Raw genomic sequence first — 13,873 nt, forward strand, 5'->3', positions numbered from 1 at the left:
TGTATTGCAAGTTCCTCGTCAAGACTGTTGACGACAAAATTAAGCAGGTGCTCTTCCTCTATCTCGTTGTCTGCTTGGGGTTGGTCCACATCTTCCTCAAGCAGATGCTTGCTCTAACTCAATGTGATCGACTGAAACTGGAAGGGTGGTGGCAACGAGTCGTACGGAACGGGATGGCGTCGCGTGCGGAAACGAGCGCTGGAGCGCGACGACTACGCCTGTGTCCGCTGTTCGAGAACGAAGGAGGAACTCGGACGCAACCCTGATGTCCATCACATCGTACCTGTTCGGACGTTTGCGGAATCAGATGCTCACGAGAAAGCAGACGCACACTTCCTCGAAAACGTCGCATCCCTCTGTATCGCATGCCACCGCAAAGCAGAGTTCGGGAAGATATCGAAAACGGTGCTTCGATCGTTGATTGCGGATTGATCTCCGCGTGGCCCCATACCCCAGAAGCTAACAACGAAGGGCTATCCGTCCGCTCACCCTTCCTCCTCAATGGACGTCGCACTACTCACCATCGGCGACGAACTGCTTTCTGGCGATACCGCGAACTCGAACGCGACGTGGCTCGCCGACCGACTCACCGACCGCGGGGCGACCGTCGCGCGGGTGCTCGTCATCCCCGACGACCGCGCGCTCATCGCCCGCAAAGTCGCGGAGTACTCCGACGCGTTCGATGCGGTCATCGTCACCGGCGGACTGGGCGGCACACCCGACGATCGGACGATGGACGCCGTTGCGGACGCCTTCGATCGGTCGCTCGCGGTTGACGAGCGCGCACGCGAGTCGGTCGCGAAGCGCGTCGCGGCCCTCCGCGAGAGCTATCGTGAGATCAACATCGATATCGACGCCGAGGCGTCGGTCCCAGAGGGTAGTCGGGCGCTGCTGAACGAACCCGGCCTCGCGCCCGGCTGTCTGATCGAGAACGTCTACGTCCTGCCCGGTATCCCCGAGGAGATGAAGGCGATGTACGAGAGCGTCGCGGAGGCATTTGGGGGCGACGTGCGCTCGCGGATGTTCTACACCGAAACGCCGGAGGCCGATCTGATCCCCGATCTCACCACCACCGAGGAGCGCTTCGACGTGAGTGTGGGCTGCTATCCCGATCGCTCGGCGGGCCACAACCGGCTCAAACTCGTCGGCGAGAGCGACGACGAGCTCGACGCGGCGGCCGAGTGGTTGCGTGCGCGCGTCGAGACGATACCGGAACCCGACAGTTAGAACGATTCGTCGGGCGAGCGCGGCGATTGGGTGGCGGTGTCGGTCGTCGCCTCCATCCCGCTCGACTGGAGGATCGTCAGCGCCGTCATCAGATCCGTTCGGGAGACGAGACCGATGAACTCACCGCGGATGTCGAGCACGGGGAGCCGGCCGACGCCGTTCGACTGCATCGTCGAGAGCGCGTCCATCGCGTCGCTGTCTTCGGGAACCGTGTAGAGGTCTTGGCTCATCACTTCGCCGACGCGATAGGCGTCGCGTTCGACCTCGCGGACGGTCTGCGCGTCCGAGAGCGTGACCATCCCGACGAGTTCGCCCCCGTCGAGCACGGGATAGCCCGTGTGGCGCTCGGTGAGCATCCGATCGACGAGATCGGCGACGCTCGTCTCGGGCGTGACGGCGTCGATCTCTTCGGCTGGCGTCATCACTCGTTCGACGACCACACCCTGGAGGGCGGCCTTCGTCACCGCCTGCTGGGCCTCGCCCGCGGCGCTGATGTAGATGAAGAAGGCGATGGCGACGTAGAAGATCGCCCCGGCGAACAGGCCGACGAGCGCGAGCAGGAAGGCGAACCCCTTGCCGACCTCGGCGGCGATCTGCGTGGCGCGGGCATGCGTGCGATTGCGTGCGAGCAGCGCGCGCAGCACGCGCCCGCCGTCCATCGGGAAGCCCGGGAGGAGATTGAACGCCGCGAGTGCGATGTTCAACAGCGCGAGATAGGCGATCACGAAGCGCACGCCCGGCAGCCCCTCCGGAACGACGAGGAAGGCACCGAGAGAGACGATCCCGAGGATGACGCTGACGACGGGTCCGGCGACGGCGACGGCGAACTCCTGACGCCAGTCCTCGGGCATCTCGGCCATCTGGGCGATGCCACCGAGAAACCAGAGCGTGATCGCGTCGATGTCGTAGCCGAAGCGCATCGCCACGACCGAGTGGCCGAGCTCGTGGAGGATGACGCCCGCGAACAGGCCGAGGGCGGCGGCGAGGCCGAGGATATAGGGCATCGTCCCCGCCGACAGCGCCGCGCCCGGAAGCGCCGTCCCGAACGTGGTGTTCATCAGCATCACGAGCTGGCCGACCTGTGAGGCGATGAGCCACGCGAGCAGCGGGAGCACGAGCAGAAAGGAGAGTCCGAGCTTGATGGGGATGCCCGCGATAGAACCGACCCGGAAGCTTGGCATGGCTCGACTACGGCGGGTAGTCCCTTAAGCCCATCCCAGCCGGCGGGTTTACCCCGGTGGCGGCCCGACGAACGATATGAGCCAACGGACGGAGGCACTGCTGCGTCGGGCCGACGGGATCGAGTACGAGCCGGTCGATGCGGCCGACGGTCTCGAAAAAGGAGTTCTCGTCGACGAGGCGCGCGGTGCGCCGAACTTCGCCATCCGACGATTCACGCTCGCGGCCGGTGGCGACGTCCCGAAACACACCAACGAGGTCGAACACGAACAGTACGTTCTCTCGGGCGAATACACGGTCGGTATCGGGGACGAGGAGCACACGGTGAGCGCCGGTGATTCGCTGTTGATCCCCGCCGGCGTCGTCCACTGGTATCGCAACGAGGGCGAGCAGGAGGGCGCGTTCATCTGTGCGGTGCCCAACGGCGACGACGCCATCGAGCTCGAAGAGTAGTGCGAGTGACTGAAATAGCCGGCTCGCCTCGTCACGGATAGTGTCACAGCAGGTCGCAGTCGGGACGCTGTTCGTCCACGGCGTCGGCGACGACTATCTCGTTGCCGTCTCGAACGACGGCGAGCGCTCGCTGTCGGCGCGCCTCACGCTCGGGGCGACCGACGCCGGGCCGCGACCCGCGAAGTTCGCCCGGCGACACGAGTCGGGCGAGGAGCCGCTTCGCCCCGATCGGTTCGTCGAGCTCGCACGGCGTGCCGACCGCATCCGAATCTCCCAACAGACGGGGCGATCACAGCGCGAGCGGATCGAGCGGATGCTCGACGGCTACCAGCTCGACGCGAAGACGGTCCGGACCTGTCGGTACTGCGCGAGCGCCGGGCGCTACTCGCCGGTCACGAGCGAGACGGCGATCGAAGCCGATGGCGAGCAGATCTGCCCGGACTGCGCGCGCCGCGAACTCGACGCGGAGCTCGCCCATCACGACGTCTCCAGCACCGCCGCCGACCGGCTCCAGGAACTGCTGCTCGACGTCCAGGATCTCGAACGGGTGAAGAACCTGCTGTCGGGCCAGCTCGATCCCGACCTCACGAAGTTCGACGAGATGAGCGCCACGACCGAAGCCGTGGACCCGGTCCCGGTCGGCTCGCTCGGTCTCCACCCCGGCATGCAGAGCCTGCTCGACGACCGCTTCGAGTCCCTTCTGCCCGTGCAGAGTCTCGCCGTCCAGAACGGCGCGCTCGACGGCGACGATCAGCTCGTGGTGAGCGCCACCGCCACCGGCAAGACGCTGATCGGCGAGATGGCGGGTCTCGATCGCCTGCTCAACGGCGAGGGGAAGATGCTCTTTCTCGTCCCGCTGGTGGCGCTCGCGAACCAGAAATACGAGGACTTCAGGGACGAGTACGGTCATCTCGCCAATGTCACGATCCGGGTCGGCGCGAGCCGCGTCCGGGACGACGGCGAGCGGTTCGATCCCGACGCCGACATCGTGGTCGGCACCTACGAGGGGATCGACCACGCGCTCCGGGTGGGCCAGGATCTCGGCGATATCGGCACCGTCGTCATCGACGAGGTCCACACCCTGGAGGACGACGACCGCGGCCACCGCCTCGACGGCCTCATCGCCCGGCTGAAGGGCTACTGTGAGAACCGCAACGGGAATGCGGGCGGCAACGGGACGAACGCAGGCACACAGTGGCTCTACCTCTCGGCGACGGTCGGCAATCCGGGCTGGCTGGCGACAAAGCTCCGGGCGAACCTCGTCGAGTTCGAGGAGCGGCCCGTGCCGATCGAGCGCCACGTCACCTTCGCCGATGGCCAGGAGAAAGCGCGCGTGGCGAACAAACTGGTGCGACGGGAGTTCGACCGGAAATCCTCGCAGGGCTATCGCGGCCAGACGATCATCTTCACCAACTCGCGTCGGCGCTGTCACCAGCTCGCCCGGAAATTGGAGTACGACGCCGCGGCCTACCACGCCGGGCTGGACTACTCGCGGCGCAAATCCGTCGAGCGCCAGTTCGCGAACCAGGACCTCGCCGCAGTGGTGACGACCGCCGCGCTCGCGGCTGGCGTCGACTTTCCGGCCTCGCAGGTGCTCTTCGACTCGCTGGCGATGGGCATCGAGTGGCTCACCGTCCAGGAGTTCCACCAGATGCTCGGCCGTGCTGGACGGCCGGACTACCACGACCGTGGCGTCGTCTACGTCCTCGTCGAACCCGACGGCAGCTATCATTCGAGCATGCCCGGCTCGGAGGACGAGACGGCCTTCCGACTGCTCAAGGGCGAGATGGAGCCCGTGGCGATGCGTTACGACGAAACGAGCGCCGTCGAGGAGGTGCTGGCGAACGTCACCGTGGCGGGCGGGGGCGCGAAGGCGCTGACCGAGCGGATGGTCGGCGACGTGCCGATGAAACACGCGGTCGGCAAACTCCTCGACTACGACTTCATCGACGGGCTCTCGCCCACCCCGCTGGGCCGAGCGGTGACGCGACACTTCCTCGAACCCGAGGCGGCGTTCACGATGCTCGACGGGATTCGCAAGGGGAAGGACCCCTACGACACGGTGGCCGAGATCGAACTGCGCGACGAGGAGAGCTAGACGAGCGGGGCGACGAGGTCGGGCGTGAACGCGAGCCCGAACACCGACAGCAGGACGACGAGCACCGCGCCCGGCAGCCCGCCGATGGCGACGACCGCAAGCGTGAGCCAGTTGACCTCGACGCCGATGCCGAACCAGCTGGCGGCGAGGAAGACGAGCAGGCCGACGACCGCGTTGACGACGAGCGGCCGAACCGCCCGCAGAATGCGCGCGGCCCCGAGAAGCAGGACGAGCGCGACCGCAAGAACCGCGAGTTCGAGTCCCGTGACCATGCGCGACCCTCGCACGAGCGCGATATAGGCCTTCCGTACTCCGTCCGTGGACGTGCGTGCGATTTCGATCGCTCCCCGACTGGGAAACGCAAGGGTTTATTCGCCGGCGTCCATTAGATCGTGTGCGGGACCGTGGGTTAGCCTGGTATACTCCGAGCCTTGGGTGCTCGTGACCGCGGTTCAAATCCGCGCGGTCCCATCGTTTTATCCTCGATAGCGACGCCATTTCGTCGGGATGGAAACGCACCGAAAGGGCGATCTCACCGAAGCCATCGTTATCGCCGAGTTAACGAAACGAGAGGTTCCCGTTTCGATTCCGTTCGGCGACAACGAGCGGTACGACATCGTCGTCGAGACGCCACGCGGAGGATTGCTCCGGACACAGATCAAAACCGGTTGGCTCAACGACGGGACGATACGGGTCAAAGGACACAGCCAGCATACCAATTCGACCGGCAACACCGACAAGCTGTACGACAGCGCGGACGTCGATTATTTCATTGCATACTGCCACGAACTGGAGACGATGTACTGGATCAACGAGGACGGGTTCGACAGTTCGATCCGCCTGCGTGTCGAGGAGCCAAAACAGGTGAAATCGAGCATCAACTGGGCCGGAGAGTACGAGTTCGACGCCAGCTGGCCGCCGGGGTAGCCCATCCGTGCGATTTCCACTTCTCGCCGAATCGCCACCGGTAGCCAGGCCTCGTTGGCCTCAACGAATAAGTGGCCGGCAGGGGTATCTCCGTGCAGATAGTGCGACGTTCAATGGCATCGCCGTCTTCACAGCCATCGTCTCGCTCCGCCCCACCCGATTCATGACCGACTCAAAGAGCGATACCGCCGGGGTCCGTCGTCGACACGCGATGAAGGCGCTCGGCGGGCTCGGGACGGCGGGGCTGCTCAGCGGCTGTGGCTCGAACACCGACCTGCTCTCCGGGGGCGACGAGGGGCATCCCAACGTCGTGTTCATCCACAGCGACGACCACCGGTACGACTTCATGAGCTTCATGGACGCGCCGGGAACGCCCGATTTCCTGGAGACGCCGAACATGGATCGCATGGCCGCGCAGGGCGCGCATCTCCGGAACGCATCGGTCGGGACGCCGCTGTGTGCACCCTCGCGTGCGTCCGTCCTCACCGGCCAGTACGCCCACGAGCACGGCATCGTCGACAACCAGCATTCGAAGACCGACCACGTTCGCTTCTTCCACCGGTATCTCGAAGATGCGGGCTACGAGACGGCTTACATCGGCAAGTGGCACACCTACCAGCTCGACAGCGCGACGCCACGCCCCGGATTCGACCGCTGGGTCAGCTTCGAGGGCCAGGGCCGGTATTTCGATCCGATACTGAACGTCGACGGCAACCGGGTCAAGCGCACGGGGTACATCACCGATATTCTGACCGAGTACGCCCGCGACTGGCTCGATAGCCGTGACGGCGACAAGCCCTTTTTCCTGTTTCTCTCGCACAAGGCTGCCCACGCGTGGTTTCGGCCCGCACCGCGTCATCGCGGTCGGTATTCGAACGTGCCCATCGAATATCCGCAAACGATGGCCAACACGAAGCAGGCCTACGCCGGCAAGCCCGACTGGGTGCGCCGACAGCGCAACGGCGTCCGTGGCGTGAACTACCTCTTCGGCGGGCGATTCGACTTCGACGAACTCTACCGACGGTACAGCGAGACGCTGCTGGCGCTCGACGACAGCATCGGGGCGGTGATGGACGAACTCGACGAGTCGGGGATGGCCGACTCGACACTGTTGCTGTACACGAGCGACAACGGCTACACGCTCGGCGAGCACGGACTGGTCGGCAAACAGACCGCCTACGAGAGCTCGGTCCGCGTGCCGTTGCTCGCGTACGCACCGGGGATGATCGATCCCGGAACGACGGTGAACGCGCAGATATCGAACGTCGATTTCGCGCCGACGTTCCTCGACGCGGCCGGGCAATCGATCCCGGGGCACGTGAGCGGCCGGTCGTTCCTGCCGGCGCTCGTCGGCGAACAACTCTCGGGGCGTCCGGGGCCGTTCTACGAGTCGTACTGGGGCGGCGTTCCGAAGCATCCGACCATGTTCGGGGTGCGCCGCGGCCGATACAAGTATATCTGGTACTACGGCCCCGTGCGGAACGAACTGTACGATCTCCGCGCCGACCCGCTGGAACAGCAGAACCTCATCGACGGGAACGACAACCGCGACCGCCGCGATGCGATGCACGACCGACTGTTCGACTGGATCGAATCCAACGGTGGCACGCCGATCCCGCTCCAGCGCGACCGCCGCAACAGCAACGACCGCAAACGGCCGCCGAACGAACCGAAGACGATCCCCGACGAGTTCAGTTCGCAAGGGAACGGCTGATTCCACTTTCACTGCGCGTTGCGAAGGTTCTTGAGCGAAAGCACACTATCCATCGCCAATGGCTCGTGCGGAGAACGCCGATCTGATCGACGATTTCGAGGAGTTCTACCGCAACTACTACCGCAACGAGATCGGGGAGCTCGCCCAGCAGTATCCGAACGAACGCCGATCGCTGTTCATCGACTGGGGCGATCTCTACCGGTTCGATTCGGATCTCGCCGACGACTACCGTTCCCAACCCGACCAGCTCCAGGAGTATGCAGAGGAGGCGCTGCGGCTCTACGATCTCCCCGTCGACGTGGGTCTCGGACGCGCGCACGTCCGCATCCGGGGGCTTGACGAACCGACCGAGATCCGCGAGATCCGGGCGCGCCACCGTGGCCAGCTGCTCGCGGTGCAGGGCATCGTCAGGAAGGCCACGGACGTCAGACCCAAGATCACCGAGGCGGCCTTCGAGTGCCAGCGCTGTGGCACCCTTACTCGCATCCCACAGACCGGCGGCGACTTTCAGGAACCCCACGAATGTCAGGGCTGCGAGCGGCAGGGACCGTTCGACATCAACTTCGACCAGTCGGAGTTCGTCGACGCGCAGAAGATCCGTGTTCAGGAGAGTCCCGAGGGACTGCGCGGTGGCGAAACCCCACAGAACATCGACGTCCACATCGAGGACGACATCACCGGCGACGTGACGGCGGGCGATCACGTTCGCGTCACCGGCGTGCTCCATCTCGACCAACAGGAGTCCGGGAGGGACGCCTCGCCGATGTTCGATCTGTTCATGGACGGCGTCGCCGTCGAGATCGAGGACGAGCAGTTCGAGGACATGGACATCTCCGAGGCGGACAAGCGCGCCATCGTCGAGCTCTCGACCGAGGACGACATCTACGAGCAGATGGTCGGCTCGATCGCACCCTCGATCTACGGCTACGAGGAGGCCAAACTCGCGATGATCCTCCAGCTCTTCTCCGGCGTGGCCAAACATCTCCCGGACGGTTCGCGCATCCGTGGCGACCTCCACATGCTCCTCATCGGCGACCCGGGGACGGGGAAATGCGTCGACGGTGATACGCTCGTTACGCTCGCGGATGGGACGGAACGGCCGATCCGGGCCATCGTCGAGGAGCGTCTGGACGATCCCGTTCCGATCGACGATGGCGTCTATCAGGAGGTCGACTTCGCGCTGCCGTCGCTGGGGCAGGATGGCGGCATCGAACAGCAGCGAGCGACGAAAGTCTGGAAGCGCGAGGCTCCGGAAATAATGTATCGCGTACGGCTGTCCAGCGGGAAGGAGATCGAACTCCCCCCGTCACATCCGCTGTTCGTCCAGTCCGGCGGTCGGTTCGAACCGGTGCAAGCCGAAGCGTTGCGCGAAGGGACGTTCGTCGCCACGCCACGGACGCTTCCGACCGAACCCGACGATACGCTCGATGTCGACTATCGTCGGTCGAAGTCGTACAATGCAGTGCGCCTCGATCCGCCGGACGAATGGACGCCGTCGCTCGCGCGGCTGATCGGCTACATCGTTGCGGAGGGCGATGTCCGTCTGCACGACGACAACGCCGGCTCGGTACGAATCACGAACAACGATCAGGAAGTTCTCGACGATGTCGCGACCGCATTCGAACGACTCGGGGTGAACTACACCGAATCCAGCGGTCGACCGGACGAGACCGCGAAACTCGTCCGCTGTACGGCCAGCGAACTCGTCAGTTTTCTCGAACAGCTCGAACCCGCACTCCTCGAACGGTCCGCCGAGCAGCGGGTTCCGGAGGCGGTGATGCGTTCGAGCCCTGCCATCACGTCCTCGTTCCTGAAAGCGTATATCGAGGGTGAGGGACACGTTTCCGCGAACCAGCGCGAACTCTCCGTTGCGTCGATGAGCAAACGGCTGTTGGAGGGCGTTCGGAGTCTGCTGCTCTCGCTCGGTATCGTGGCGACGATCGAGCCACGAACGAACGGCAGCTATCGCCTTCGGATCAGCGGCCTGCAGTTCGAGCGCTACTGTGAGTCGGTCGGGTTCGTCACCGAACGGAAATCCGCTGCGGCAGCGGCGTTCGCTGCGACGCAATCCAATCCGAACACCGTCGTGCCGGATGTCGGCGATACCCTCCAGCGGATCAGGCGACGGCTCGCACTCTCACAGTTCGACTGTGGTGTCCCGAGGAGTACGTACCAACACTACGAACGCGGCGATCGAAACCCGAGTCGCGAACGCCTCGGTGCAGTCGTCAGTGCGTTCGAGGAACGGCTCCGGTGGCTCGCCGAAACACGGGAGCGCATCGAAAACGGCGACTGGACGGATGTCGAAGCCGTTCGGGACGAGTTGAACGTCTCACAGCAGGAGTTGGCGAACGGTATCGGCGTGACGCAAACTGCCGTGAGCTACTACGAGCAGGACGGAGTCGTCCCCGATGGCGGGCGAACAGGGGACGCGAAAGACGTCGTTCTGCGTCGTATCGATGCGGCGCTGCGCGTCGAGGACGATGTCCGTGCGCTCCGTGCTCTCGCCGAGAGCGATGTCGCGTGGGATCGGATCGACGCCATCGAAGAGATCGAACCCGACGACGATTGGGTGTACGATCTCGAAGTCGCGGACACCCACAACTACGTCACGAACGGTATCGTCTCGCACAACTCCGTCATGCTGCAGTATATCAGAAATATCGCTCCACGGTCAGTGTACACCTCCGGGAAGGGATCGTCGAGCGCCGGGCTGACGGCGGCCGCGGTGCGTGACGACTTCGGCGAAGGTCAGCAGTGGACGCTCGAAGCCGGTGCGCTCGTGCTCGCCGACCAGGGAATCGCGGCCGTCGACGAACTGGATAAAATGCGGTGTGTGACCGGTGAGACGCTCGTTCATCTCGGCGATGGGCGCATCTCGCGCATCCGTGATCTCGCACGCGAGGCGGGCGAGCAGGGGACGATCGAGCATCACTCGAACGGTCGGACGATACGGGACGTGGATCTCGACGCGTGGACGATGACCGATGACGGGCAGCTCGTCGATCGTCCGGTGACGGCCATCCACGAGTACGACGCCCCGGACGAACTGACGACGGTTCGCACCGAGTCGGGCGAGGAGCTCACGGCCACGGACGACCACCCGTTCTTCGTGTTCGAGGGCGGCGAGCGTGTCGAGAAACCGGCGGCCGATCTCGACGCCGGCGATTGGGTGTACGTTCCGCGTCGGCTCCCTCAACCGGCGACCGACGGCGGAGCCGTCGCCGTGACACCTCGATCAGGGGGCGAACGGACGGGGACGTCGCCGGCCCTCGGTGCGGTGCTTGGCTATCTCTCCGGCGACGGCAACGTCTACTACGACCGCGATGCGGGCGTGTACGGCATCCGTTTCACCAACAGCGAGGCGGAGCTACTGGCGGATTTCGAACGGGTGTCACGTGCGGCGTTCGACGCGCAGCCGGTGCGCCCACCGAGCGAGCAGCGTGCCGACGGCGTCGAGACCGTTCGGGTCATCGGTCGCGAGTACGCCGATGCGGTCCTCGATGCCGGGATGAACCTCGAAACATACGACGAGAAGGCGTTCCCAGAGGGCGTCACGGACGCCCCGCCCGCCACGAAGGCCGCGTTCGTCAGGGCGCTGGCCGACAGCGAGGGCACCGTCGACACGCACACCGGGAACGTGAGGATCGCCTCGTCGAGCTACGAGCTGCTGCTGGGGGTCAAGAGCCTGCTGCTGGAGTTCTCGGTGACGAGCCAGATCCATACGCGCCAGCGCGATCCCGGGCGGGATCTGTACGTACTCGCCATCACGGCCGCGGACTCGATCGATGCGTTCGACCGGCACGTCGGGTTCACGCTCGATCGCAAGCAGTCCGCGCTGGAATCGGTCCGTGCGGCGGCGTCGGGCGATCGGACCATCATCGACGTGCTACCGGACTATGGTGACGTGCTCGCCGACCTTCGGGACTCGCTTCGACTTCACCAATCGGAATGCGGGCTGGTCGACGCCACCTACTGCAGCTTCGAAAACGGCGACGCAAACGTCTCGCTCCGGTTGGCTCGCACCGTCCTCGACTCGTTCGAGGAGCGCAAATCCGACGCCAACGTCGCCGTCGAACGGCTAACCGGCGATTGTGATTGGAGGAGCCTCGCCGCGATCACGGAGCGCTATCACGTCTCCCAGGCCGAACTCGCAGCGGGCACCGCGTACACCCAACAGGAAATCTCCCGCGAGTGGGGCGACAGCGACTGGCTCCGAACCGTCGTGACGGATCGACTGTCCGACCTCGTCGCGTCGGTCGCCGACACCGATCTGGAAGCGTTCCGATCGCTGGTTCGCGGCGACGTGCAGTGGCGGCGCGTCGCCGCGGTCGAAACCACGGCTGCCGACACCAAAACGGACAGGACGCGGCTGTTGCGCGGCGAACTCGCCGATCTGCTCGGCTGCTCGGCCACGGACAGCGTCGAGACGGCCCACGAGCTGTTGGCGACCGAGCCGTCCGGGGGTACGTGGGACGCCCTCCGGAACGCTCTCGATCGTCACGGGATTTCGTTCGCCGACCTCGCCGACGATCTCGACGTCGCCGCTTCGACCGTCTCGCGCTGGTTCAATGGGGTCGTCGAGACGGATCGGTTTTCGGCGGTCGAAGCAGCCGCATTCGACCGAATTCGGGCCGTTCGCAGTGAAGCCGAGCGCTTGCTGGATGCGATCGAGACGAGCGGCGAACCCAAGGTGTACGACCTCACGGTCGACGGAACCCACAACTTCGTCGCCAACGGCATGGTAGTGCACAACTCCGAGGACCGCTCGGCAATGCACGAGGCGCTCGAACAGCAGACGATCTCGGTCTCGAAGGCGGGGATCAACGCCACGCTCAAATCGAGGTGTTCGCTGTTGGGTGCGGCGAACCCCAAGTATGGACGGTTCGACCAGTACGAATCCATCGGCGAGCAGATCGACCTGGAGCCGGCGCTCATCTCGCGGTTCGATCTCATCTTCACCGTCACCGACGATCCGGATCCCGAGCGTGACAAGGATCTCGCCGAGCACATCCTGCGGACGAACTACGCGGGCGAGCTCAACACCCAGCGGACCGAGCAGACCGCGGCGAACGTCAGCCAATCGGAGGTCGACGCCGTCACCGACACCGTCGCCCCGGCGATCGAACCCGACCTCCTCCGGAAGTACATCGCCTACGCCCAGCGCAACTGCTACCCGACGATGACCGAGGAGGCCAAAGAGGCGATCAGCGATTTCTACGTCGATCTCCGGGCGGAGGGCTCCGACGACGACGCACCCGTGCCGGTGACTGCCAGAAAGCTGGAGGCGCTCGTCAGGCTAGGCGAGGCCTCCGCACGGGTTCGACTCGCCGACACGGTGGAATTGGAGGACGCCGAGCGCGTCATCGAGATCGTCCGCTCGTGTCTCAAGGACATCGGCGTCGATCCCGAGACCGGCGAGTTCGACGCCGACATCGTCGAGACCGGCCAGTCGAAAACACAGCGCGACCGCGTGAAAAACATGAAGGCGCTCATCGGCGAACTCGAAAACGAGTACGATTCGGGTGCGCCGGTCGAGGAGGTGCTCGATCGCGCCGAGGAGACGGGCATGGAGCGCTCGCAGGCCGAACACGAAATCGAAAAGCTCAGACGACAGGGCGAGGTGTACGAGCCACAGACCGACCACCTGCGGACGACGTAAGTTCACTCGCGCAGATCGTAGTAGGTCGTCCGGAGCGTCACCGACGTCACGCCGGCGACATCGGCGGCCGACTGCTGTGTGAGTGCGTGATCGTGCTCGGTTGCGGCGGTGTAGAGACAGGCCGCGGCGACGCCGCTCGGATTGCGCCCGTTGGTCAGCCCGAGCTCGTGGCTCTTCTCGACGAGCGCGCGTGCCCTGCGCTCGATCCCGTTCGGGAGTTCAAGCTGGTTCGCGAACCGCGCGAGGTACTCCTCGGGATCGATCGGACCGGTCGGCAGGCCGAGTTCGCGGTTCAGGGCGTCGTAGGCGGCGGTGAGCTCGTCGCGTGTGGCTTTGGCGACCGCGCCGATCTCGGCGAGCGTACGTGAGAGGGCGTCGGTGCGACAGACGGCGTAGACGGCCGCGGCGGCGAACCCTTCGAGCGAGCGCCCGCGTAGCAGGTCCTCGTTCTGTGCGGATTCGAAGAGCACGCAGGCACGGTCGCGGATCGAGTCCGGGAGACCGAGCGCGCCGACCATCCGCCGTACCTCGGTGAACCCGTAGACGCGGTTGCGCTCGGCGCGCGAGGAGATCCGTGCACGATTGTGCTGGCGGCGCAGTCGCGCGAACAGAC

General features: G+C 65.1%; 11 protein-coding genes and 1 tRNA gene. 9 read left to right on the forward strand and 3 right to left on the reverse strand.

Translation table 11 applies throughout. The annotated features are described in order from the left end of the window. The 3 genes from C448_RS16985 to C448_RS09030 all read left to right on the forward strand — a co-directional run. Positions 1-266: hypothetical protein (locus C448_RS16985; RefSeq protein WP_004054054.1), on the forward strand; the 266-nt coding region annotated here is incomplete at its 5' end. Continuing rightward, positions 184-432, forward strand: coding sequence for an HNH endonuclease (locus tag C448_RS15555; protein ID WP_004054055.1), 249 nt, complete (start codon positions 184-186; stop codon positions 430-432). The genes C448_RS16985 and C448_RS15555, both read left to right, overlap by 83 nt. 69 nt (positions 433-501) lie before the next feature. Continuing rightward, entirely contained in the window at positions 502-1,227 is a 726-nt protein-coding gene (locus C448_RS09030) for a competence/damage-inducible protein A (RefSeq protein WP_004054056.1), read from the forward strand. Here C448_RS09030 and C448_RS09035 read toward each other — a convergent pair. Next, positions 1,224-2,408, reverse strand: a complete 1,185-nt coding sequence (locus tag C448_RS09035) for a CBS domain-containing protein (protein WP_004054057.1) — start codon at positions 2,406-2,408, stop codon at positions 1,224-1,226. The two genes, C448_RS09030 and C448_RS09035, sit on opposite strands and share 4 nt — an antisense overlap. A gap of 76 nt (positions 2,409-2,484) precedes the next feature. On the opposite strand from C448_RS09035, the gene C448_RS09040 reads away from it, so the two are divergent. Next, on the forward strand, positions 2,485-2,859 hold the full coding sequence (locus C448_RS09040) for a cupin domain-containing protein (RefSeq protein WP_004054058.1): 375 nt from the start codon (positions 2,485-2,487) through the stop codon (positions 2,857-2,859). A gap of 40 nt (positions 2,860-2,899) precedes the next feature. Continuing rightward, entirely contained in the window at positions 2,900-4,957 is a 2,058-nt protein-coding gene (locus C448_RS09045; RefSeq protein ID WP_004054059.1) for a DEAD/DEAH box helicase, read from the forward strand. On the opposite strand, the gene C448_RS09050 is transcribed toward C448_RS09045, so the two are convergent. Beyond that, entirely contained in the window at positions 4,954-5,229 is a 276-nt protein-coding gene (locus C448_RS09050) for a pro-sigmaK processing inhibitor BofA family protein (RefSeq protein ID WP_004054060.1), read from the reverse strand. The genes C448_RS09045 and C448_RS09050 overlap by 4 nt on opposite strands. Before the next feature lie 126 nt (positions 5,230-5,355). On the opposite strand from C448_RS09050, the gene C448_RS09055 reads away from it, so the two are divergent. The 4 genes from C448_RS09055 to C448_RS09070 all read left to right on the forward strand — a co-directional run bounded on the left by C448_RS09055 (position 5,356) and on the right by C448_RS09070 (position 13,260). Further along, a tRNA-Pro gene (locus C448_RS09055) sits at positions 5,356-5,428 on the forward strand. Positions 5,429-5,464: 36 nt separating this feature from the next. Further along, on the forward strand, positions 5,465-5,884 hold the full coding sequence (locus C448_RS09060) for a group I intron-associated PD-(D/E)XK endonuclease (RefSeq protein WP_004054061.1): 420 nt from the start codon (positions 5,465-5,467) through the stop codon (positions 5,882-5,884). Between the two features lie 163 nt (positions 5,885-6,047). Next, entirely contained in the window at positions 6,048-7,598 is a 1,551-nt protein-coding gene (locus tag C448_RS09065; RefSeq protein WP_004054062.1) for a sulfatase family protein, read from the forward strand. Positions 7,599-7,656: 58 nt separating this feature from the next. Then, on the forward strand, positions 7,657-13,260 hold the full coding sequence (locus C448_RS09070) for an LAGLIDADG family homing endonuclease (protein ID WP_004054063.1): 5,604 nt from the start codon (positions 7,657-7,659) through the stop codon (positions 13,258-13,260). 2 nt (positions 13,261-13,262) lie between these two features. On the opposite strand, the gene C448_RS09075 is transcribed toward C448_RS09070, so the two are convergent. Further along, the coding region (locus C448_RS09075; RefSeq protein WP_049916210.1) for a transcription initiation factor IIB at positions 13,263-13,873 on the reverse strand (611 nt) is incomplete at its 5' end.

The organism is Halococcus morrhuae DSM 1307, assembly GCF_000336695.1.
GTDB lineage: Archaea > Halobacteriota > Halobacteria > Halobacteriales > Halococcaceae > Halococcus > Halococcus morrhuae.

Excerpts from the sequence above, each read along its gene's own strand:
- C448_RS09030 (WP_004054056.1), top strand. The coding sequence starts at position 502 with ATGGACGTCGCACTACTCACCATCGGCGACGAACTGCTTTCTGGCGAT.
- C448_RS09035 (WP_004054057.1), bottom strand. The coding sequence starts at position 2,408 with ATGCCAAGCTTCCGGGTCGGTTCTATCGCGGGCATCCCCATCAAGCTC.
- C448_RS09040 (WP_004054058.1), top strand. The coding sequence starts at position 2,485 with ATGAGCCAACGGACGGAGGCACTGCTGCGTCGGGCCGACGGGATCGAG.
- C448_RS09050 (WP_004054060.1), bottom strand. The coding sequence starts at position 5,229 with ATGGTCACGGGACTCGAACTCGCGGTTCTTGCGGTCGCGCTCGTCCTG.
- C448_RS09060 (WP_004054061.1), top strand. The coding sequence starts at position 5,465 with ATGGAAACGCACCGAAAGGGCGATCTCACCGAAGCCATCGTTATCGCC.
- C448_RS09065 (WP_004054062.1), top strand. The coding sequence starts at position 6,048 with ATGACCGACTCAAAGAGCGATACCGCCGGGGTCCGTCGTCGACACGCG.
- C448_RS09070 (WP_004054063.1), top strand. The coding sequence starts at position 7,657 with ATGGCTCGTGCGGAGAACGCCGATCTGATCGACGATTTCGAGGAGTTC.